Genomic DNA, 21,947 nt, shown 5'->3' on the forward strand with positions numbered 1-21,947 from the left:
CGGAGCCGGCCCGCAGACGCCTATCTATGCCGAAAAAGTTTCACTTGAGCGACAGCCCGCTTCGCGCGAGTGCTGGCGGGCGGAAGGGGGATCGCAGCCACCGGGGCCTCGGCGCCGGGAGCCAAGGGGATGCCATATGCGCAAACTGATCGCCACCGCCCTCGCGGCCGGCGCCGCCGGGCTGCTCGCGCCGCCATTGCTGGCCGCGGATGCGCCGGGCAGCGCCGACACCGCCCAGACCAGGGCGCTGCGCGCCATCGACACGGTTGTCGTGATCTATGCCGAGAACCGCAGCTTCGACAACCTGTACGGCACCTTCCCGGGCGCCGACGGGCTGGCGAACGCCTCCGATACGGCCAAGACCCAGCTCGACCGCGACGGCACACCCTTGCAGGAGTTGCCGCCGGTGTGGGACGGGCTGACCGCCAAGGGCGTGACGCCGCCGGTGACCCAGGCACAGACCGAGCATCTGCCGAACGCCCCCTTCGCCATGGACGACCCGCAGGGGCTGAACGTCTCGGCCGGCACCATCACCCACGATCTGTGGCATCGCTTCTACCAGAACCAGATGCAGATCGACGGCGGCAGGAACGACAAGTTCGTCGCCTGGGCCGATGCCGGGGCCGAGGTGATGGGCCATCTCGACGGCTCGAAGATGGCGATGTGGACCATCGCCCAGCACTACACGCTGGCCGACCACTTCTTCATGGGCGCCTTCGGCGGCTCGTACATGAACCACATCTGGCTGGCCTGCGCCTGCGTCGCCCGCTATCCGGACGCCGACACCGCCGCGGCCAAGCCCTCGATCGCGGTCGTCAACCCGGACGGCGTCAGCCTGACCCTGGCGGCGAACGCGCCGAAATCGGCGATGGACGGCATTCCGAAATTCGTGGCCGACGGCAACCTGACGCCCGATTTCTTCGCCGTGAACACGATGCAGCCGCCCTACCAGCCGAGCGCCAACAAACCGGCCGAGGGTGGCGATCCGGCGCTGGCCGACCCGAAGGCGCCGACCACGCTGCCGCCGCAGACCGAGATCACCATCGGCGACCTGTTGAGCGCCAAGGGGATCAGCTGGGCCTGGTACTCGGGCGCCTGGCAGTCGGTGCTGGACCACGGCAACCAGACGCCGATCCCGGCCTTCCAGTACCACCACCAGCCCTTCAACTACTTCGCCAGCTTCGCGCCCGGTACCGCGGCCCGGCGGGAGCATCTGCGCGACGGCGGGCTGGACGGCGCGGAGCTGGTCAAGGCGATCGATGCCGGCACGCTGCCGCAGGTCACCTTCTACAAGCCGCAGGGCAACCTGAACGAGCATGCCGGCTACGCCGACATCGCCTCGGGCGACGCCCATCTCGCCATGCTGATCGACCATCTGCAGAGGAGCCCGCAATGGCCTCATATGCTCGTGGTGGTGACCTATGACGAGAATGGCGGGTTCTGGGACCATGTGGCGCCGCCGAAGGGCGACCGCTGGGGCCCCGGCACCCGGATCCCGGCGATCATCGTCTCGCCCTTCGCCAGGCAAGGCTATGTCGACCACACGCCCTACGACACGACCTCGATCCTGCGCTTCATCACCCACCGCTTCGGGCTGCCCGTACTGCCCGGCATCGCGGCGCGCGACGCCGGCATCGCCGCCAACGGCAACCCGCCGCTGGGCGATATGACCGCTGCGCTGAACCTGCCCGCGGCGGATTAAGGCCGAAGGGGCGGGCGCGCGAGCCCCGCCCCTTCCCTCCTCAATCCTGTGTGTAGTCCTGGCCGAACCACTGCTGCGACAGCTTGGACAGCGAGCCGTCGGCCTTCAGCCCAGTCAGGGCGGCGTCCACCTTGGCCTTCAGCGCCTCGCCCTTGGCGTCCTTGCGGAACACGAAATAGGACGGGACCTTGGCCAGCAGGTCGCCGGTTACCTCGACCGCCAGGCCCAGCTTGTCGGCATGCTCCTTGGCCACGATCGGGTCGTTGATATGCGCATCGATCCGGCCCTCGGCGATGTCCAGCAGCACCGGCGTGACGTTGCCGTCGTAGTAGCGGATCTCGAACGCGCCCGGATGGGCGGCGAGATAATCCTCGACCAGCTTGGTGTGCTCGCTGCCCGTGCCGGCGCCCACCACCTTGCCCTTCAGGTCGTCCAGGCTATGGATGCCGGTGACGCCCTTCTTGACGATGATGGCCGAGCCGCTGTGGAAATAGGCGACGTCGGAGAACAGGAACTTGGCCTCGCGCTCCGGCGTCTTCGAGATCTCGTTGGCGACGACGTCGTATTTGCCGGCCTCCAGGCCCAGGAACATGCTGTCCCAGGGCTGCGGCACGAACTCGAACTTCAGGTCCGCCACCTTGGTCTCGACCAGGCGCAGCACCTCGACGTCGTAGCCGGTCAGCTTGCCGCTGTCGTCCTGGTAGGTGAAGGGGGCGTAGGTGCCCTCGGTCCCCACCCGAACCGTCTCCTGCGCAACCGCCGGGGTCATCGCCAGGGCCAGTGCCACCAGGCCCGCGACCAGCGCGGCGCCCTTGGCCAGAATCCGTCGCATCGCTCTCTCCATGATTGGCCGGCCCCTCAGATGTCGAAGCTGAAGGACCGCAGATAGTTCTTGAGGAAGTCTCGGGTCCGCTGCTGCTGCGGGTTGCCGAACAGCGATTTCGGGTCGCCCTGCTCGATCACGCGGCCGCTGTCGATGAACAGCACCTGGCTCGAGATCTCGCGGGCGAAGCCCATCTCGTGGGTGACGATGATCATCGGGATGCCCTGCCCCGCCGCCTTGCGGATCGCCTCCAGCACCTCGCCGGTGTGCTCGGGGTCGAGCGCGCTGGTCGGCTCGTCGAACAGGATCAGCTCTGGCGCCATCGCCAAAGTGCGGGCGATCGCGACGCGCTGCTGCTGCCCGCCGGACAGCGAGGACGGATAGGCACCCGCCTTGTCGGCCAGCCCCATCAGCGCGAGGTGATGCTCGGCGATCTCCCGAGCCTCGCGCCGGGGCAGGCGCTTCACCACCAGCAGGCCCTCGAGGATGTTCTCGATCGCGGTCCTGTGGCGGAACAGGTTGTAGTTCTGGAACACCATGCCGATGCGCATGCGCAGCGACTGCAGCCGGCGCCGGTCCAGCCGCGGCAGGTCGTAGCGGTCGCCGTCGATGTCGATGGTGCCGTCCTCCGGCGTCTCCAGCCGGTTCAGGCAGCGCAGGAAGGTCGATTTGCCGGAGCCGGAGGGGCCGAGGATCGAGACGATGCCGCCCTGGCCGACATCGAGGCCGATGCCGTCGACCACGACCTGGCCCTTGAACGATTTGCGGACGTCGCGGATCGAGATCATGCCGAGATATCCCGCCGGCCGCGCGTCAGATAGGCCTCCCAGCGCCGCATGCCGATCTCGACCAGGATACAGATCACCCAGTAGATCACCGCGACGGCCAGATAGAGCTCGAAGAAGCGCAGCGACCGGCCGCCGATGATCTTGGCCGCCGCCATGATGTCGACCACCGCGATCAGGAAGGCCAGCGAGGTGTCCTTGATCAGGCTGATGAAGCTGTTCCCGAGATTGGGCAACGCCACGGCCAGCGCCTGGGGCAGGATGATCCGGCGCATCGCCTGGAACGGGGTCATGCCGATCGAATAGGCGGCCTCGGCCTGGCCGCGGTCGATCGACAGCAGGGCCGAGCGGATCGCCTCCGACAGGTAGGCGCCGACATTGACGGCGCAGCTGAAGATGACGAAGACCAGCGCCGGCACCCGGTTGGCGTCGATGTCCGTGCCGATCTGGGCGTTCACATATTGCAGCAGCTTCGGGATGCCGTAATAGGCGAGGTAGATCTGCACCAGCAGTGGCGTGCCGCGGATGAAGGAGATGTACAGCGTCGCCAGTTGCCGCAGCACCGGGATCCGGTAGATCCGGATCAGCGCGGCGCCGGTGCCGATGACCAGGCCGAAGGCCATGGCGCTGAAGGCGATCAGCAGCGTCACCGGCAGATAGGGCAGGATCAGCGGGAAGGCCGACAGGAAGTAGTCGAAGTCGAAGATCGAGGTCATGCGGTCCCCGCGCGCTGGGTGCCGCGCACCCCGTCAGGGCGGCGGTTGGCCTGGAAGGATGTGGTCTGCACGGGATCCGTCAACCTGCTTGTTCGGGCCGGGGCCTTGCCCCGAGAGCGGGTTGGGCGGCGAGCGTGGAACGTGGTGATACGCCCGCTTATAGGCAACCATCAAATGTGCATGTTTAGTTTTCACAAATATCCTTAGCTAATAATAGGCCCGTTCCCGCATCGCCCGCCCCTGGCGCCCGGTCGATGCGAGACGCTAGCCTCCGATCGACGGGGCATCGGGAGGGGATCATGTCCATGCTGCTGAAGATCATCGCCGGGCTGCTGGCGGTGATCGGCGTGCTCGCCATCATCGCGGCCATCCTGGGCAGCTCGGGCGCCGGGCCCGAGGCCGGGATCCAGTCGCTCGTCCTTGCGCTCATCCTCGCCGCGGTCGCCAAGCTTCTCGATCGCACGGCGATGATCGGGAAGCAGCTCGACCACATCCAGACACAGGTGGATGAGATCCGCTGGGAGCAAAGGCGGACGCCGGGGCAGCCCTGATCCCTGCCGCGCAGCCGCGATCCGGGCTTGGTCGACCCGGCCCTTCCCCCTGGCCGGGAAGCATGGTCGGATGCTCGCCTCGCCGGCCGCCATGAGAAGCAGCGTGATTCAAACGTTAAGATGCAGTTCAAAAGCATCCATACTGATGTTCTGTACATCATTTCTGCCGCATGATACGTTATCCCTGTCAGAGGAAACTGCATGATCACCGCCGCCCAGATGCGCGCCGCCCGCGCTTTGCTCGGCATCGACCAGCGGCAGCTCGCCGAGCTGTCCGGGGTGTCGCTGCCGACGATCCAGCGTATGGAGGCCAGCGAGGGCAACGTCCGCGGTGTGGTCGACACGCTGACTAAGGTGGTCGAGGCGTTCGACCGGGCCGGGGTCGAGCTGATCGGCGATCATGCGGTCAGTCGCGAAGGCGGCCGCGGGGTGCGGTTCAAGACCCCGCGGACACCGGAGGGCGGGGCCGGCTGACGCATTCAGCGACGGCGACCGCCGGCCGATCCGACGATCCCGCCGCCCCTGCGGTGATGGGAGCGTCGAGGCTTATGGTGGCTCGCAGTCATGATCCGTCCTTCATCGAGCTGTTCACGCCCAAGCTCGTGACCGTCCTGCGCGAGCGCTACGGCCTCGCCGACCTCAAGGCCGATGTGGTGGCCGGGCTGACCGTCGCGATCGTGGCGCTGCCGCTGTCGATGGCGATCGCCATCGCTTCGGGCGTCACCCCGGACCGCGGCCTCTATGCCTCGATCATCGGCGGCTTCATCGTCTCGGCGCTGGGCGGCAGCCGGTTCCAGATCGGCGGGCCGGCCGGCGCCTTCATCGTGCTGGTGGCGGCGACAGTTGCCACGCACGGCGTCGACGGGCTGCTGCTGGCGACCTTCCTGTCCGGGCTGATGCTGGCGGCGATCGGCCTCCTGCGGCTGGGCACCTTCATCAAATACATCCCCTACCCGGTGACCGTCGGCTTCACCGCCGGCATCGCCACGATCATCTTCGCCAGCCAGCTGAAGGACCTACTGGGCCTGTCGCTGGACGGGCCGGAGCCGGGGCCTTTCATCCCGAAGCTGGAGGCGCTGGGCCGAGCGCTGCCGACGGCCAGCGGCGCCGCCATAGCCGTTGCGGCACTGTCGGTCGCTACCATCCTGCTGGTGCGGCGGCTACGACCGCACTGGCCGTCCTACCTGATCGCCGTCGCACTGGCCTCGATCCTGACCGTCCTGCTGCAGTTGCCGGTCGAGACCATCGGCAGCCGCTTCGGCGGCGTCCCCTCCTCCCTGCCCGCGCCGCACCTGCCCGACCTGTCATGGGCGCGGATTCAGGCGGTGCTGCCGGCGGCCCTGTCCTTTACCCTGCTCGGCGGCATCGAGAGCCTGCTGTCTGCCGTGGTCGCCGACAGCATGAGCGGGCGGCGCCACCGTTCGAACTGCGAGCTGGTGGCCCAGGGGCTGGCCAACATCGCCTCATCCCTGTTCGGCGGCATCTGCGTCACCGGCACGATCGCGCGCACCGCCACCAATGTCCGCGCCGGCGCGCACGGCCCGGTCTCGGGCATGCTGCACTCGGTCTTTCTGCTGCTGTTCATGATGGCGGCGGCGCCGCTGGCCGCCTACATCCCGCTCTCGGCCCTGGCCGGCGTGCTGGCGGTGGTGGCCTGGACCATGGCCGAGAAGCACCAGTTCGGCACCCTGATCCGCGCCTCGGTCGGCGACGCCGTGGTGCTGCTGGCGACCTTCGGCCTGGTGGTGTTCCGGGACCTGACCGAGGGCATTCTCGTCGGCTTCGGCCTCGGCGTCCTGCTGTTCCTGCACCGCATGGCGCAGGCGGTGCAGGTCGATCGGCCCGACACCGGCAACGGCGACGGCCGTGTGCCCTATGATTCCACGCTGGCCACCGACCGCGACGTCGTCGTCTACAAAATCTCCGGTGCCTTCTTCTTCGGCGCTGCCGCAGGTGTCGCGGCGGCGCTGGACCGGATCGGCGAGCACCCGAAGGCCTATGTCGTCGATTTCTCGGCGGTGCCGGTGATCGATTCAACCGCCGCCGCCACGATCGAGGGCTTCGCCCGCAAGGCCCGGCGCCAGGGCACTGTGATCTATATCGCCGGCGCCCGCCGGCCGGTCCTGCGGGCGCTGCTGGCCCATGGTGTGCGGCGACCGCTGGTCCGGTTCAAATCGGACCCGGCCGATGCGCTGGCGGCGGCCCGACGGACAGCGTCGAGCGCTGCCTGAAGGCTACAGCCGCGCCTTGAGGCCCAGGCAGAAGCCGACGCAGACCGCGGCGACCACGGCCGACCAGGGGTTGCGGTGCACCGCCTCGTCGAGCGCGCTCGCCCGGGCCTGGGCCATCGATGCCACGGTCTCGCCGAGGCGGGCGACGTCCTCACGCAAGGCGCGGAGATCAGCCTCCAGGTCTCGGCGAGCAGCCTCGGTCTCGGTCGTCGCCGCATCCAGTTCAGCGGCGGCGCGCGTCGACTTCGATCCTGACACCTGCGCGGCGGCGTCGGCGGCGGATTTGGGGGCTCCAGTCTCGAAAGATTTGTTCGATCCGGTCTCGGGCATGGCGGGCTCCTTTCTGCTCCCCCAACAGCCGCTGCGCATCGCCAGTTCCAGAGCGGAGGCGGGCGGCGGCGCCGCATTACGACAAATTTAACCAATTCCGCAGCGAAGCGGCCTCGACAACGCCGGGCGATCGGAGCAGAAGAATTGCGAGAGATACGCATTCTTGCTCGCAATTGTCCGTGAGCATGTGGGCCGCCGCGGGCGGCGGGTTCGGGATGATGTCGGGATGCTTGTACCGTTCCTGATCATGATGCGCGAGGGCATCGAGGCCGCCCTGATCGTCGGCATCATCGCCGGCTATCTGCGCCAGACCGGGCGGTCGCAATGGATGCCGCTGGTCTGGATCGGCATCGCCGTCGCCGTGCTGCTGTCGATCGCCGCCGGCATTGTGCTGGACCTGGTCAGCGCCGAGTTCCCGCAGCGCGAGCAGGAGCTGTTCGAGGCGCTGGTCGGCCTTGTCGCCGTCGGGATCCTGACCTCGATGGTGTTCTGGATGCGCAAGGCCGCGCGCTCGATCAAGGCGCAGCTGCAGCATTCGGTCGACGCCGCGCTGGACGGCCCTGATGCCAAGGGCCTGGCGCTGATCGGAATGGCCTTCTTCGCGGTCGCCCGCGAGGGGCTGGAATCGGTGTTCTTCCTGCTGGCCACCTTCCAGCAGGATGTCGGACTGGAGGCGCCGATCGGTGCCCTGGCCGGGGTGCTGGTCGCGGTCGCGGTCGGCTTCGCCATCTTCTGGTTCGGCGTCCGGCTGAACCTGAAGCGCTTCTTCCGCTGGACCGGGCTGTTCATCCTGGTTGTCGCCGCCGGCCTGCTGGCCGGGTCGCTGCGGGCGCTGCACGAGGCCGGGCTGTGGAACGGGCTGCAGGAGATCGCCTTCGACCTCAGCCATGTCCTGCCGATCGACGGGCCGCTCGGCTCGGTGCTGGCCGGCATCTTCGGCTACCAGGACACGCCGACGGTCGGCGAGGTCGCCGTCTACATCCTCTTCCTCATTGTGACGCTGCCTCTGTTCCTGAGCGGCGGCCGGGTCGCGCAGGAAGCGCGATCGAATGCCTGAGCCTGGAGCCAGAATGTCCCTGCAGCGCACCACCCGGATCGGCATCGGCGTCGTCGCCCTGCTGGCCGTCGCCGTCGTCGGCCTGGGCGTCTACGCCTACATGCATCGCGCCGGCGTGCCCAAGGTGGCCGCGGGCGGCAACGCCGTGACCATCACCGCCAAGAGCTGCGAGCCGAACGACCTGACGGTCGAGGCCGGCCGCGTCACCTTCCAGGTCAAGAATGCCAGCGACCGCGCCCTGGAATGGGAGATCCTGCAGGGCGTGATGGTGGTGGAGGAGCGCGAGAACATCGCCCCCGGCTTCACCCAGAGCCTGACCGCCAAGCTGGAGCCGGGCGCCTACCAGATTACCTGCGGCCTGTTGAGCAATCCGCGCGGCACCCTGACGGTGACCGCGGCCAAGAACGCCCCGGCGCAGGCGCTGCAGCCCTCTCTGATCCAGCTGATCGGGCCGATCGCCGAGTACAAGGTCTACGTCACCAGCGAGGCCAAGGCTCTGGCCGATGCGACGCCGCCGCTGGTCGCCGCGATCAAGGCGGGCGATCTGGCGAAATCGCGCGACCTGCTGGCCCCGGCCTGGATCCACTATCAGCGGATCAAGCCGATCGCCGACCTGTTCGCCGATCTCGACACGGCGCTGGACGCCCGCGCCGATTATTTCGAGAAGAAGGAGCAGGATCCGGGCTTCACCGGCTTCCGCCGCCTGCAATACGGCCTGTTCACCGGAGGCACGACCGACGGGCTAGGCCCGGTCGCCGACAAGCTGGCGGCCGATGTGCAGGCGCTGCAGGCCCGGATCGCCGATCTATCGATCCCGCCGGAGAAGATGGCCGGCGGCGCCGCCACCGTGATCGCCCGCCTGGCCGCCGACCCTGGCCTCGACCCCGCCGCCGCCAAGGCCGATCTCGAGGGCGCGGCCCGCATCGTCGGGCTGCTGCGCCCGCTGAGCCAGAAGGCCGACAAGGCGCTGAGCGACCGGGTCGACAGCAACCTGACCGCGGCCGGGCTGGCGCTGACCCGCGACGACCGGACCGGGCTGCAGCCCCCGGTGACGGCCCTGGCCGACGACCTGCCGAAGCTGCGCACCGCCTTGGGGCTGGACTGACCGGACCGAACGCCATGACCGACGAACAGGGCAAGATCCCCGACCCGACCATCGCCAGCCGGCGCAGTGTCCTGCGCGGCCTGGCCGGCGGCGGCGCCGCGCTTGGCGCCCTGGCCGCGGCCCCGGCCGTCGCCCAGTCGGTGAAGCAGCCGCCCGGCCGCGATGCCGAAGCGGCGCAGCAGGTGCAGCCATTCCATGGCGTGCACCAGGCCGGGATCGTCACCCCCTCGCCCGCCGCCGGACTGGTCGCTTCCTTCGACGTGCTGGCGACCTCGCGCCCTGACCTGGAGCGGCTGTTCCGCACCCTGACCGAGCGCATCGCCTTCCTGATGGGCGGCGGCGCCCCGCCGGAGCTGGACCCGAAATTCCCGCCGGCCGATTCCGGCGTTCTGGGCCCGGTGATCGTGCCGGACAACCTGACCGTCACCGCCGCCGTCGGCGCCTCGCTGTTCGACCAGCGCTTCGGCCTGGCCGAGGCGAAGCCGCGGGAGCTGGTGACCATGACCCGCTTCCCGAACGATGCGCTGGACCCGGAATACTGCCACGGCGACCTGCTGCTGCAATTCTCGTCCAACACGCCGGAGGCCAACATCCACGCCCTGCGCGCGGTCCTGAAGGCGACGCCGGACCTGCTGGCGCTGCGCTGGAAGCTGGACGGGTTCCTGCCGGCCGCCACCAGGACGGGCCGCAAGGAGACGGCGCGCAACCTGTTGGGCTTCAAGGACGGCACCGCCAACCCGAACCCGGCCGACGCCGCAGCGATGGACCGGATCGTCTGGATCCAGCCGGGGACCGGGGAGCCGGCCTGGACAATGGGTGGCACCTATCAGGTGGTGCGGATCGTCCGCAACTTCGTCGAACGCTGGGACCGCACTCCGCTGGGCGAGCAGGAGGCGATCATCGGCCGCGAGAAGGCGTCCGGCGCCGCCCTGGGCCTGAAGGACGAGTTCGACGTGCCGGACTATTCGGGCGATCCCGAGGGCAAGACCATGCCGCTCGATGCCCATATCCGCCTGGCCAATCCGCGCACCCGCGAGACTGCGAACAGCCTGGTCCTGCGCCGGCCGTTCAACTATTCGCGCGGGGTCACCAGGTCGGGGCAGCTCGACATGGGCCTGCTGTTCATCTGCTTCCAGGCGAGCCTGAACGCCGGCTTCATCGCGGTGCAGAACCGGCTGAACGGCGAGCCGCTGGAGGAGTACATCAAGCCGACCGGCGGCGGCTATTTCTTCGCCCTTCCCGGGGTGCCGGACAAGGACGGCTATCTGGGCCAAGGGCTGCTGCAATCCGTATCGACCTAGGGCCGGAAGGGCCCTGAGCACCGGACGACCACCGTCATCCGGTCCTATCTGTAGGAGGGGATTGATTATGAAACGCATTCTGACTCTCAGCCTGAGCGCGGCCGCGCTGCTGATCGCGTCCGGGGCGATGGCGGCCCCGCCCTCGCCGCTTGAGCTGGTCGAGCCGATCGCCAAGTACAAGACCTGGGTCATCGGCGAGGTCGATCAGTTCGTCGAGCACACCCGCCAGTTCACCGAGGCGGTGAAGGCCGGCGACCTGAAGAAGGCACAGGCGCTGTATGCCCCGGCCCGGGTCTATTACGAGCGGATCGAACCTCTCGCCGAGCTGTTCAGCGACCTCGACGGCAGCATCGACTCGCGCGCCGACGACCATGCGAAGAACGAGGAGGATCCGGAGTTCACCGGCTTCCACCGCATCGAATACGGGCTGTTCGCCAAGCAGTCGACCGAAGGCCTGGCGCCTTTCGCCGATAAGCTTCTGGCCGACGTGATCGACCTGCAGGGCCGGATCAAGGAGCTGACCACCCCGCCGGACAAGGTGGTGGGCGGTGCCGCGGCGCTGATCGAGGAGGTCGCGGCCACCAAGATCTCCGGCGAGGAGGACCGCTACAGCCACACCGACCTTTGGGACTTCCAGGCCAATGTCGATGGCGCCAAGAAGATCGTCGACCTGCTGCGCCCGATCCTGGAGAAGAGCGACCCGGCCCTGCTGACCAAGGTCGACGCGAACTTCAAGACGGTCGACGGCATCCTGGCCAAGTACAAGACCCCGGATGGCGGCTTCGAGACCTACGACAAGCTGACCGAAGCCGACCGCAACGCGCTCAAAGGCCCCATCACGACGCTGGCCGAGGACCTGTCCCAGTTGCGCGGCACGCTGGGCCTGAGCTGAGAGACCGCCTGATAATGCTACTGGCATGGCCGTCTGATGACGGTTTCTGCGCTTCCGGTGCTCACGGACTATAACGTCCGCTGCGCGCCGGTTCTCGAAACCATCACCAGTCGACTCATGCCAGCGCATTCTCAAACGGTCTCTGCAGCCGCTCTCCGGCCCTTCCCTGTCTGTCATTGCCGGGCTTGACCCGGCAACCCAGAGGGCCTCGACAGACTCTGGATGCCCGGGTCAAGCCCGGGCATGACAGTTTTGGGGGTCTCTTTACCTCCATTTTCTACAAATTTCTTAAGATTTTTCTTATCGAATTGACGTTTACGAGGCGTCAATTAAGCTGCCTGCCTGCAACCGGAACAAGCGAGCCGGCGAACGTATTCGGTGAAGGGACACCGCCGTTCCGCTCGGCTTGAACAGAGAAGGCAGCGCCCATGACTCCGTCCCCATTCAAGCGCATCCTGGCCGTGGCCGCGCTCGGCGCCGGCCTGCTGGCCGCCTCCGCCGCCATGGCCGCCGATGCGGTCCGCGTCGGCTCCAAGGTCGACACCGAAGGCAGCCTGCTGGGCAGCATCATCCTGCAGGTGCTGAACGCCAACGGCATCCCGACCGAGAGCAAGCTGCAGCTGGGCACCACCAAGATCGTGCGCAGCGCCTTGCTGGCCGGCGAGATCGACGTCTATCCGGAATACACCGGCAACGGCGCCTTCTTCTTCAACATCGATACCGACCCGGCCTGGAAGAACGCGCAGGCCGGCTACGACAAGGTCAAGCAGCTGGACGAGGCCCAGAACAAGATCGTCTGGCTGACTCCGGCGCCCGCCAACAACACCTGGGCGCTGGCGGTGCGGCAGGAGGTGGCGGACAGCAACAAGCTGAAGACGCTGGAGGATTTCGCCAAATGGGTGAAGGACGGCGGCGAGGTCAAGCTGGCGGCCTCGGCCGAGTTCGTCGAGAGCCCGGCGGCCCTGCCGTCCTTCCAGTCGACCTACGGCTTCAAGCTGAACCAGGACCAGATCGTCACCCTGGCCGGGGGCGACACCGCGGCCACCATCCGCGCCGCGGCGGAGCAGACCTCCGGCGTCAACACCGCCATGGTCTACGGCACCGACGGCGCCATCTCCTCGGTCGGGCTGGTGGTGCTGGACGACAGCAAGGGCGCCCAGATCGTCTATGAGCCGGCGGCGACGATCCGTGCCGACACGTTGGCCAAATACCCGAAGATCAAGGACGCGCTGGCCCCGGTCTTCGCCTCGCTCGACCTCAAGACCCTGCAGGAGCTGAACGGCAAGATCGCGGTCGACGGCGAGGACCCGCAGGCGGTCGCGGCCGAGTACCTGAAGGCGAAGGGGTTCGTGAAGTAAGGCGACGATGCCTCCCCTCTCGACAGCTTCCTTTCTTGTCCCCCCTCCCCTTGCGGGAGGGGGGCAGGGGGAGGGGTTTGCGCGCGTCCGCGCGCGTACGGCTTGCCTGATACGGTCGCAGTTCGCTGGCGTCGGGAGCCGGCTCGGACGGAGAAAACCCCCTCCCCCTAGCCCCCTCCCGCGGGGGGAGGGGGGACTCTCCAGGGCTCCGTTCGAGCGAGAACCGTCCTTCGTGGCTCGCCCGCCATGCCCCTGATCCGCAACCGCGTGCTGCTGGTGCTGGGGCTGGTGGCGCTGGCCGGGGTGCTGGCGCTGCCGATCCTGACCCATGCGCCGAACCGGCTGCTGTCCGGCAAGCCGATCGGCGCGCTCGACCTCGCCGGCCCCTGGGCGGCACTGCCGGTCGCGGCGGCCGTCCTGCTGCTGGCCGGCGCCTTCGCGCCGGCCCGGCGCTGGGCGCTGGCGGTGCAGCTGGTGGCCGGCATCGGCATCGCCGTCGGCCTGGTCTGGCTGGCGGGAATGCAGGCCGAGGTGCTGGCCGTCGGCGCCCGGCCCTCGGCCCGCACCTCGCTCGGCGCCGGCTTCTGGGTGCTGGCCCTGGCCGCCCTGCTGGCCGCGGCCGACGCTACGCGCCGGCTGCAGCTCGGCCCGCTAGCCCGGCTGGGCGCGGCGCTGCTGCTGGCGGTGCCGGTCGCGGCGCTGATCGCCGGCGGCGCGGTCGACCAGCTGTCGCTGATGAAGGAATACGCCCAGCAGCATGGCGTGTTCGGCCCGCAGGTGCTGCGCCACCTGCTGCTGGTCGGGCTGGCGCTGGTGCCGACGCTGCTGATCGGCGTGCCGCTCGGCATCACCGCGCACCGCTCCGCCGCCGCGCGCGGGCCGATCTTCTCGGTCCTCGGCATCATCCAGACGGTGCCCTCGATCGCGCTGTTCGGCCTGCTGATCGCGCCGCTCTCGGCCCTCTCCGCGGCCCTGCCCTGGCTTGGCGTCAGCGGCATCGGCCTCACCCCGGCGGTGATCGCGCTCACCCTCTATTCGCTGCTGCCGATCGCCCGCAACACCGCCGCCGGGCTGGATCAGGTCGAGGCCGGGGTGATCGACGCCGCCCGCGGCATCGGCATGACCAGACGCCAGATCTTCCGCAAGGTCGAGGTGCCGCTGGCCCTGCCGGTATTCCTGTCCGGCCTGCGCATCACCCTGATCCAGGCGATCGGCCTGGCCGCGGTGGCGGCGCTGATCGGCGCCGGTGGGCTCGGCGCCGTGATGTTCCAGGGCCTGTTCGCCAACGCCCTCGACCTGGTGCTGCTGGGCGCCCTGCCGATCATCCTGATGGCGGTGGCGGTCGACGCCCTGTTCCGCATCCTGGTCGACGCCCTGCCCTCTTCGGCGAGGAGAGCCGCATGATCGAGTTCGAGCATGTCAGCAAGGTCTTCGACGGCGTCAGGGCGGTCGACGACCTGACCCTGAGCATCCCGAAGGGCGCTTTCTGCGCCCTGATCGGCTCCTCCGGCTCCGGCAAGTCGACCAGCCTGCGCATGATCAACCGGCTGATCCCGCACACCGAAGGCACGCTCAAGGTCGGCGGCGAGGATGTGGCGGCGATCCCGGTCGAGGCGCTGCGCCGGCGCATGGGCTATGCCATCCAGTCGATCGGCCTGTTCCCGCACTGGACCGTGGCCCGCAACATCGCCGCGGTGCCGGCGCTGCTGGGCTGGCCGCAGCCGAAGATCGACGACCGGGTGCGCGAGCTGCTGGCGCTGCTGCAGCTGGACCCGCGCTTCGCCGAGAAGTATCCGCACCAGTTGTCCGGCGGGCAGCAGCAGCGGGTCGGCGTCGCCCGGGCGCTGGCGGCCGACCCCGAGGTGCTGCTGATGGACGAGCCCTTCGGCGCGCTCGACCCCATCACCCGCGACGCGCTGCAGGGCGAGATGGCGCGGATCCACCGCGAGACCGGCAAGACCATCGTCTTCGTCACCCATGACATGGACGAGGCGCTGCGCCTGGCCACCCAGATCGCCATTCTGGATCATGGTCGGCTGGTGCAGCTGGGCAGCCCGCGCGAGATCCTCACGTCACCGGCGAACGATTTCGTGCGCGACTTCATCGGCCGCGACGATCTGGGGCTGAAGCTGCTGGCGACCGAGACCGCGGCGGACCGGGTGCGGCCCGGCGAGGCAGCCGAGGGCGCGCCGATCCCGGCCGAGGCCTCGCTGCGCACCGCCCTGTCGATCCTGGTGGCGCGCCATGCCGACAGCGCCCCGGTGGCGGCGGCGGACGGCAAGCCGCTGGGCGCCCTGTATCTCGACGATCTGGTGCGGGCGTGAGCGTCACCGCCGCGGATGCCTCCGGTCGCCCGGGCTGGCAGCCATGGCGCGACCCGCTGCTGTGGCTGGCCGCCGGCTTCGCCGCGTTGGTCTTCGGCCTGCCGCTGACCAAGCCGATCTTCGCCGCCTGGTTCCCGCAGCTGGAGCGGCCCTTCTACGAGGCCGACAGCTTCCCGGGCCTGGTGCTGGCCCATGTGCTGCTGGTCGGGGCGTCCAGCCTGATCGCGATCGTGATCGGCGTCGCCGCCGGCATCTTCGTCACCCGCCGGTCCGGCGCCGAGTTCCGCGGCCTGGTCGAGACGGTGACGGCGATGGGCCAGACCTTCCCGCCGGTTGCGGTGCTGGCGATCGCCGTGCCGCTGATCGGCTTCGGCGCCTGGCCGGCGCTGATCGCCCTGTCGCTGTACGGCCTGCTGCCGATCGTCGAGAACACCATCGCCGGGCTGGAGCAGGTGCCGCCGGCGGCGCGCGACGCGGCGGAAGGCATGGGCATGGGGCCGGCGCGGCGGCTGTGGTCGGTCGAGCTGCCGCTGGCGGCGCCGGTGATCCTGGCCGGGATCCGCACCTCGGTCGCGATCAACATCGGCACCGCGGCGATCGCCTCGACCGTCGGCGCCCGCACCCTGGGCACGCCCATCATCGTCGGGCTGAACGGCAACAACCTGGCCTATGTCATCCAGGGCGCGCTGGTGGTGGGCACGCTGGCGGTGCTGGCCGATCTCGCCCTCGGCCGCGTGACCGAGCTGCTGCAGCGCTGGAAGAGACCCTGAGACGCCTCAGCTTCGAGGCTTGTTGTCGCCGATCCAGACCCTCGGCCCCGGCCCGAGGCGGGCGGCCCGATCGGCCGGGTTGACGAAGCCGCAGGTGGACAGCGACAGGCAGCCGCAGCCTATGCAGCCGGCCAGCCCGGATTTCAGCCGCTCCAGCTCCGCGATCCGCTCGTCGATCCGCCGGGTCCAGCCGCCGGACAGGCGCGACCAGTCCTCGCCGGTCGGGATGTGGTCAGTCGGCAGTTTGTCCAGCTCCGCCTTCACCTCCTCCAGCGACATGCCGAGGCGCTGGGCGAAGACGATGAAGGCGATGCGCCGCAGCACCGCCCGGGGGAAGCGGCGATGGCCGGAGCCGGCACGCTCGGACCGGATCAGCCCGCGCTCCTCATAGTAGCGCAGCGCCGAAGCGGCGACGCCGCTGCGCCGCGCCACCTGGTTGATCGTCAGGACTCCGTCCATCGCCTTTCTCATCGTCACCGGCTCTTGATCTCAAGTTAACTTCAACTTGTAGCCTGAGTCGAGCCGATGGAGAGACGGAGCGGACGATGACGATCCTGGTGACAGGCGCGACCGGCACGGTGGGCCGGCAGGTGGCGGAGGAGCTGCTGCGGATGGGCCGGCGGGTGCGGGCCCTGACCCGCGATCCGGTTAAGGCGGCCTTGCCGGCGGGGGTGGAGGTGGTGGCCGGCGATCTCGGCCGGCCCGACAGCCTGGCGGGGGCCCTGGACGGCGCCACGGCGCTGCACCTGATCAATGCCGACGGCGCCGGGCCGCTGCCGGCCGCCGGCAAGATCCTGGCCCGGGCCAGGGCGGCCGGGGTGCGGCGGCTGACCACCTTCCGCGGCCTGGAGCGCGGCGCGCTGGAGCAGGCGGCGGCGGCGAGCGGCCTGGGCTGGACCGACCTGTTCGTGCCGGTCGAGTTCATGGCCAACGCCCTGCACTGGGCCGGATCGATCCGGGCCGAGGGCGTGGTGCGCAGCTTCGGCCCGGCCGTCTGTGCCATGATCCATGAGGCGGATATCGGCGCCGTGGCGGCGCGGGCCTTGACCGAGGACGGCCTCGCCGGCCGCACCCTGGTGCTGACCGGGCCCGAGGCGCTGACCCCGGCGGACAAGGTGCGGATCCTGGCCGAGGCCACCGGCGTGGCCATCCGCTACGAGGCGCTGAGCGAGGTGGAGGCGCGCGCGAAATGGGTCGCGCTGGGCTATCCGCCGGAGGTGGTCGATGCCCTCGCCGGCTGGTACCGGGACACGCCCGAGATCGCCCGTGTCGTGCGGCCGACCGTCCGCGAGATCACCGGCCGGCCGGCGCGCCGCTTCGCCGACTGGGCGGCCGAGCACCGCCAGGCCTTCCGGCCGGAGCCCGCGGACCGGCCGCTGGCGGGCTGGGCGTAGCGCCCGGTCAGGCCAAAGCCGGGGCGCGCCTGTCCAGCGTGTAGGACAGCACCGCGACGGCGAGGCCGATCACGGCGACGGCGGCGCCGAGATAGGGGATCTGGCCATAGGGCATGCCGGCGGTGATCGCCGCGCCGCCAAGCCAGGCGCCGGCGGCGTTGCCGAGGTTGAAGGCGCCCTGGTTCAGGGTCGAGGCCAGGTTCGGCGCCTCATGCGCCTGGTCGACCACGCGGGTCTGCAGCGGCGCGCCGAGGCTGAACTGGACCACACCCCACAGCACCATCGCTGCCACCGCGGGGATGGTGAAGGGCGCGGCCAGGCCGAAACCGGCGCAGACCACGGCGAGCGCGGTGAAGCTGGCCATCACCGCCGGCATCAGCCGCCAGTCGGCCAAGCGGCCGCCGAACAGGTTGCCGATGGTGATGCCGACGCCGAACAGCAGCAGCGCGGTGGTGACGCCCTGCGGCGTCAGGCCGGAGACGGTCTCGAGGATCGGGGTGATGTAGGTGAAGACGCAGAACAGGCTGACCGAGGACAGTATGCTGAGCGCCATGGCCAGCAGCACCTGCGGCTTGCGCAGCACCGAGAATTCGGACAGCAGGTTCCCGGCCGGCGCCTCGCGGTCGCGCGGCAGGATGAAGCCGATGGCCAGGGCGGCGGCGATGCCGATCGGCACGATCGCGCCGAAGGTGGCGCGCCAGCCGGCGACATGGCCGAGCGCGGTGCCGAAGGGCACGCCCAGCACATTGGCCAGCGTGAGGCCGGAGAACATCAGCGCGATGGCGCGGGAGCGCTGGTGCCGCGGCACGAGGCCGGCGGCGACGACGGCGCCGATGCCGAAGAAGGCGCCGTGGCACAGCGCCGTCAGCACCCGCGCCGCCATCAGCGACCAGTAGTCGGGCGCCAGCGCGCAGAGCAGGTTGCCGAGGATGAACACGCCCATCAGCCCGAGCAGCGTGGTCTTGCGCGGCAGCTTCGCCGTCAGCAGGGCGACGATCGGCGCGCCGATGGTGACGCTGAGGGCATAGCCGGAGACCAGCATGCCGGCCGCCGGGATCGAGACGCCGAGGTCCCGCGCCACATCGGGCAGCAGGCCCATGATCACGAATTCGGTGGTGCCGATGCCGAACGCGGCAACGGCCAGGGCAAAAAGTGGCAGCGGCATGAGGGGCGAATCCGGTGACGGGACGTCGCCCTAAGATGCGCGCTTAGCTTCGCGATACGTCATACGAATGCTGCAATGCAGCATTCGGGAAATGCGGAGCGGAGACCGGCGGGTCTCCGCCTGGCGCGAACCGTCAGGAGAACACGAAGTCTGAGGCGTGCAGTTGAGACGCGGAGGTGATTCCGGTCAGCTTGATCGTGATATCCGCCGTCCCGTTGCCGTCCGTGTCGACGAATAGTTGCCCGCCTTCAAACCGCGCCTCTGTATGGCCACCCGCCGTGAAGGCTGCCGCGCCCAGGTAGCCGAATGACCCGCTTCTCACCAGAGCGATCTTGTCGCCTTGAGACGAGCTGAAATCCGAGACGGTCGAGACCACCTGCGACCTATAGAACCAGAAGACGTCGCCGCCGCCGCCGCCGATCAGGATATCACTTCCGCCACCTCCGGTCAGAGTATCGTTGCCCAGCCCTCCGGACAGGGTGTTGGCAGCGCTGTTGCCGTCCAGGGTGTTGTTCAACGAGTTCCCCGTGCCGTCAATCGTCCCGCTGCTTTCCATCAAGCGCATGCTTTCAACACCCGCGCTCAGGGTGTAGCTCACTGACGACTGGACGAAGTCATTGCCCTCCCCCGCCAATTCGACGATTATACTCGTTGCTGAATCTACGATATAGAGATCACCGCCGGCTCCACCCAGCATGGTATCATTGCCGGAACCACCCCAAAGCTGGTCATTACCTCCGCCGCCGATGAGGCGATCATCTCCGGCATTCCCGAACAGCATGTCGTCGCCGGCTTTGCCATCGATGACGTCCGCGCCGTCATTTCCATTGACAAACGAGTCGTTCCCTTGGCCCGCTTCGATGTAATCGTCGCCACTTCCGCCGTTGAGGATCGAATCCATATCGGCCGCGCTGACGATATGGTCATCGCCACCTCCTCCGTTGATGAAGTTGGCGTATGTTCCGCCAAAAATCGTGTCTGCGCCAACGCCTCCGTCGACAGTGCTCGCAAATGTCCGCCCGGTGAGATTGATCGTATTGCCCTGGTCTGAAAGCACGAATCGTCCGATCGTAACGTTTGGATTTGCCCGAAGATCGAGAACTCCGCTGTCAGCAAGCTTCAGGCCACCCATTTCGATCCGCGAGAATTCGGTGACCTGCGCCACCGTCATCCGGGTTATCTGATATCCACTCTTGATCGACTCGACACCGCCGATCCTCAGATCCACAATATCGATATATTCGTTTGACAGCATAGAGTCGAAAGTGAACTCTACTCGATCGTAACCGACCCCTCCATCATAGATCTCCCCAGATACAATATGCAATTTATCTATATATATGTAGTCTTCACCATCACCTCCATAGACTTGATCTCGACCAAAGCCACCGATCAACTGGTCACTTCCGCCTTCACCACGAAGAACGTTGTTACCGCCGTTTCCCTCGATCCGATTCCATATCGCGTTTCCGGTACCGTTGAGATTTGCGCTCCCACTCAAGATCAGTCCGCTTACATTGGCGCCCAGGACATAGCTGACAGAGGCTAGAACCGTCCCGGATGACCAGAAATCAGCCCATTGGACAATAATATCCTCGGCGGAGTCGACGATATAGGTATTGTGGCCGCCGCCCCCACTGAGAGTGTCGTTGCCGCCACGGCCATCGAGGATGTCGTCTCCGTCGCTGCCCCAGATCTTGTTGTCCAGTTCATTGCCGGTCCCATGAGCCGGATCATCGGAACTCGGCATTTCCAAAACGAGATTCTCGATATTCGTGCCCAACACATAGTCGAACTGCGACCGGACGGTATCGATTCCGGCATTGCTGTCTTCGATGACGATGTCGCCGGCTCTGTCCACGACATAGGTGTCGTCGCCACCGCCCCCTATCAGCCGATCATTGCCTCCGCGGCCGTCGAGAACATTATCTCCACTGTTTCCGGTGATGGAGTTCGAGAGCTGATTGCCGAAGGCCTCGCTATCTTCCGTACCGGCAAGGATCAAGTTCTCAAAATTACTCCCGAGAGCATAGGAACGCGAGGCGATGACGAGATCGATGCCCTCGCCTGCTCGCTCGACGAGCGTGTCGAACTGCCGCGGGTTATATTCGTAGAAGTCGTTGTCCGTGATGTACGTGTCATCTCCGATCCCGCCGCCCAGAGTGTTGGCACCGGTCCCTCCATCGAGACGATCCCGTCCTGAATTGCCATATAAGGAATCGTCCCCAGCTCCGCCAAGGAGCACGTCGTCCCCGCCTTCGCCGCTCAGCACATTGGCCCCGGCATTGCCGGTGATGGTGTTGCTCAGCGCGTTGCCGAAGCCGATGGCAGCAGCACCGGTCAGGGTCAATTCTTCGAGATTGGCGCCGAGCGTGAAGCTGACCGACGCCTGCACCCGGTCATAGCCCTCATTCGCTGCCTCCTGGCCCCGGTCACCAGTCGAGTCGACGTCGTAGACATCGTTGCCCTTGCCCCCGGCCAGCGTGTCGCTCCCGGCCCCACCGTTAAGCACGTTGTTCCCGGCATTGCCGATGATCGTGTTCTTGAGCGCGTTGCCGGTGCCGGCCAGATCAGCCGTACCAACCAAGGTGAGATTTTCGACATTGGCTGCAAGCTGATGGCTGATCCAAGCCACAACCTGATCGAGGCCCTCTCCCGCCTGCTCCACCACCCGGTCACCGGCTGCGGCGACATAGTAGATGTCGTTGCCCTTGCCGCCGACCAGCAGATCGTCACCGGCGGCGCCGTTGAGCAGGTTGTTCCCGGCGTTGCCGGTGATGGTGTTGGCCAGCGCATTGCCGGTGCCGTTGATGGCCGCCGTGCCGGTCAGGCTCAACTCCTCAAGATTGGCGCCGAGCGCAAAGCTGACCGATGAGCGCACCCGGTCATAGCCCTCGTTCGCCGCCTCCTGGGCCCGGTCGCCGGCCGAGTCCACGTCGTAGATATCATTCCCCTTACCCCCGGCCAGCGTGTCGCTCCCGACACCACCGTTGAGGACGTTGTTTCCGGCGTTGCCGATGATGGTGTTGTTCAGTCCGTTGCCGGTGCCGTTGATGGCGGCCGCGCCCTGCAGGATCAGCACCTCGACGTTGGCGGCGAGCTGATAGCTGACCCAAGCCAGCACCGAGTCGGTGCCTTCGCCCGCGCGCTCCACGATCGCATCACCGGCCGCGGCGACGTAGTAGACGTCGTTGCCGAGCCCTCCCCCCATCAAGTCGTTGCCCAGGCCTCCGTTCAGCAAGTCGTCGCCGCCCGAGCCATAGAGCGTGTCGTTGCCGGCCTGGCCATAGATCTGGTCCGCCCCGGCGCTGCCGAGGATCACGTTGGCCGCCGCCGTTCCCCAAAATACAGGCATGAAATCTTCTCCCCCTTCAAATCCGGCACGCCGATGCCCGATCGTGCTTTGGCAATCAGCGCGCATACCCATTGAACCGCATCGTTCA

The 21,947-nt window shown here is 67.9% G+C and carries 20 protein-coding genes; 13 read left to right on the top strand and 7 right to left on the bottom strand.

The window, feature by feature from the left end; translation table 11 throughout:
• Positions 1–136: 136 nt before the first annotated feature.
• Positions 137–1,702: an acid phosphatase gene (locus QFZ27_RS30965; protein WP_429230306.1), complete on the top strand. Its 1,566-nt coding sequence runs from the start codon at positions 137–139 to the stop codon at positions 1,700–1,702.
• Positions 1,703–1,742: 40 nt separating this feature from the next.
• On the opposite strand, the gene QFZ27_RS30970 is transcribed toward QFZ27_RS30965, so the two are convergent.
• The 3 genes from QFZ27_RS30970 to QFZ27_RS30980 are packed head-to-tail and all read right to left on the bottom strand — an operon-like array spanning position 1,743 to position 4,026.
• Positions 1,743–2,534 carry a transporter substrate-binding domain-containing protein gene (locus QFZ27_RS30970; protein WP_429230307.1) on the bottom strand — a complete coding sequence of 264 codons (792 nt, stop codon included), beginning with the start codon at positions 2,532–2,534 and terminating at the stop codon, positions 1,743–1,745.
• Positions 2,535–2,560: 26 nt separating this feature from the next.
• Entirely contained in the window at positions 2,561–3,313 is a 753-nt protein-coding gene (locus QFZ27_RS30975; RefSeq protein WP_429230308.1) for an amino acid ABC transporter ATP-binding protein, read from the bottom strand.
• Complete coding sequence (locus QFZ27_RS30980) at positions 3,310–4,026, bottom strand: amino acid ABC transporter permease (protein ID WP_429230309.1); 717 nt, start codon at positions 4,024–4,026, stop codon at positions 3,310–3,312. Before QFZ27_RS30980 ends, QFZ27_RS30975 begins: the two co-directional genes overlap by 4 nt.
• Positions 4,027–4,331: 305 nt before the next feature.
• Between QFZ27_RS30980 and QFZ27_RS30985 the strand changes: the two genes are divergently transcribed.
• The 3 genes from QFZ27_RS30985 (at position 4,332) to QFZ27_RS30995 (ending at position 6,808) form a co-directional block, all read left to right on the top strand.
• Positions 4,332–4,577 carry a hypothetical protein gene (locus tag QFZ27_RS30985; protein WP_429230310.1) on the top strand — a complete coding sequence of 82 codons (246 nt, stop codon included), beginning with the start codon at positions 4,332–4,334 and terminating at the stop codon, positions 4,575–4,577.
• Positions 4,578–4,778: 201 nt separating this feature from the next.
• On the top strand, positions 4,779–5,051 hold the full coding sequence (locus QFZ27_RS30990) for a helix-turn-helix domain-containing protein (RefSeq protein ID WP_026870957.1): 273 nt from the start codon (positions 4,779–4,781) through the stop codon (positions 5,049–5,051).
• 74 nt (positions 5,052–5,125) lie between these two features.
• Positions 5,126–6,808, top strand: a complete 1,683-nt coding sequence (locus QFZ27_RS30995; RefSeq protein WP_429230311.1) for a SulP family inorganic anion transporter — start codon at positions 5,126–5,128, stop codon at positions 6,806–6,808.
• Positions 6,809–6,811: 3 nt separating this feature from the next.
• On the opposite strand, the gene QFZ27_RS31000 is transcribed toward QFZ27_RS30995, so the two are convergent.
• Positions 6,812–7,138 (bottom strand): hypothetical protein, encoded by a 327-nt coding sequence (locus tag QFZ27_RS31000; protein ID WP_429230312.1) that lies wholly within the window; start codon positions 7,136–7,138, stop codon positions 6,812–6,814.
• 226 nt (positions 7,139–7,364) lie between these two features.
• Between QFZ27_RS31000 and efeU the strand changes: the two genes are divergently transcribed.
• From efeU to QFZ27_RS31040, 8 genes are all read left to right on the top strand, one after another.
• Entirely contained in the window at positions 7,365–8,195 is an 831-nt protein-coding gene (efeU, locus tag QFZ27_RS31005; protein WP_429230313.1) for an iron uptake transporter permease EfeU, read from the top strand.
• Positions 8,196–8,208: 13 nt separating this feature from the next.
• On the top strand, positions 8,209–9,300 hold the full coding sequence (efeO, locus tag QFZ27_RS31010) for an iron uptake system protein EfeO (RefSeq protein WP_429230314.1): 1,092 nt from the start codon (positions 8,209–8,211) through the stop codon (positions 9,298–9,300).
• A 14-nt stretch (positions 9,301–9,314) separates the two neighbouring features.
• Positions 9,315–10,601 carry an iron uptake transporter deferrochelatase/peroxidase subunit gene (efeB, locus tag QFZ27_RS31015; RefSeq protein WP_429230315.1) on the top strand — a complete coding sequence of 429 codons (1,287 nt, stop codon included), beginning with the start codon at positions 9,315–9,317 and terminating at the stop codon, positions 10,599–10,601.
• A gap of 67 nt (positions 10,602–10,668) precedes the next feature.
• Positions 10,669–11,493: an iron uptake system protein EfeO gene (efeO, locus tag QFZ27_RS31020; RefSeq protein WP_429230316.1), complete on the top strand. Its 825-nt coding sequence runs from the start codon at positions 10,669–10,671 to the stop codon at positions 11,491–11,493.
• A gap of 428 nt (positions 11,494–11,921) precedes the next feature.
• The gene (osmF, locus tag QFZ27_RS31025; RefSeq protein ID WP_429230317.1) at positions 11,922–12,851 is read left to right on the top strand and encodes a glycine betaine ABC transporter substrate-binding protein OsmF; all 930 of its coding nucleotides are present in this window, start codon (positions 11,922–11,924) and stop codon (positions 12,849–12,851) included.
• Positions 12,852–13,097: 246 nt separating this feature from the next.
• Positions 13,098–14,255: an ABC transporter permease gene (locus tag QFZ27_RS31030; RefSeq protein WP_429230318.1), complete on the top strand. Its 1,158-nt coding sequence runs from the start codon at positions 13,098–13,100 to the stop codon at positions 14,253–14,255.
• A complete protein-coding gene (locus QFZ27_RS31035; protein WP_429230319.1) occupies positions 14,252–15,175 on the top strand; it encodes an ABC transporter ATP-binding protein in 924 nt (307 codons plus the stop codon). The genes QFZ27_RS31030 and QFZ27_RS31035 overlap by 4 nt, the downstream gene beginning before the upstream one ends.
• Positions 15,172–15,945, top strand: coding sequence for an ABC transporter permease (locus QFZ27_RS31040; protein WP_429230320.1), 774 nt, complete (start codon positions 15,172–15,174; stop codon positions 15,943–15,945). The genes QFZ27_RS31035 and QFZ27_RS31040 overlap by 4 nt, the downstream gene beginning before the upstream one ends.
• 6 nt (positions 15,946–15,951) lie before the next feature.
• Here the strand turns inward: QFZ27_RS31040 and soxR are convergent, their stop codons facing one another.
• The gene (soxR, locus tag QFZ27_RS31045) at positions 15,952–16,404 is read right to left on the bottom strand and encodes a redox-sensitive transcriptional activator SoxR (RefSeq protein ID WP_429230321.1); all 453 of its coding nucleotides are present in this window, start codon (positions 16,402–16,404) and stop codon (positions 15,952–15,954) included.
• A gap of 86 nt (positions 16,405–16,490) precedes the next feature.
• On the opposite strand from soxR, the gene QFZ27_RS31050 reads away from it, so the two are divergent.
• Positions 16,491–17,339 carry an NmrA family NAD(P)-binding protein gene (locus QFZ27_RS31050; RefSeq protein WP_429230322.1) on the top strand — a complete coding sequence of 283 codons (849 nt, stop codon included), beginning with the start codon at positions 16,491–16,493 and terminating at the stop codon, positions 17,337–17,339.
• A 7-nt stretch (positions 17,340–17,346) separates the two neighbouring features.
• Here QFZ27_RS31050 and QFZ27_RS31055 read toward each other — a convergent pair whose 3' ends face one another.
• Positions 17,347–18,504 (bottom strand): MFS transporter, encoded by a 1,158-nt coding sequence (locus tag QFZ27_RS31055; protein ID WP_429230323.1) that lies wholly within the window; start codon positions 18,502–18,504, stop codon positions 17,347–17,349.
• Between the two features lie 133 nt (positions 18,505–18,637).
• Positions 18,638–21,931, bottom strand: coding sequence for a beta strand repeat-containing protein (locus QFZ27_RS31060; protein ID WP_429230324.1), 3,294 nt, complete (start codon positions 21,929–21,931; stop codon positions 18,638–18,640).
• Positions 21,932–21,947: the final 16 nt, after the last annotated feature.

The organism is Inquilinus ginsengisoli (assembly GCF_050434925.1).
Lineage (GTDB): Bacteria > Pseudomonadota > Alphaproteobacteria > DSM-16000 > Inquilinaceae > Inquilinus > Inquilinus ginsengisoli_B.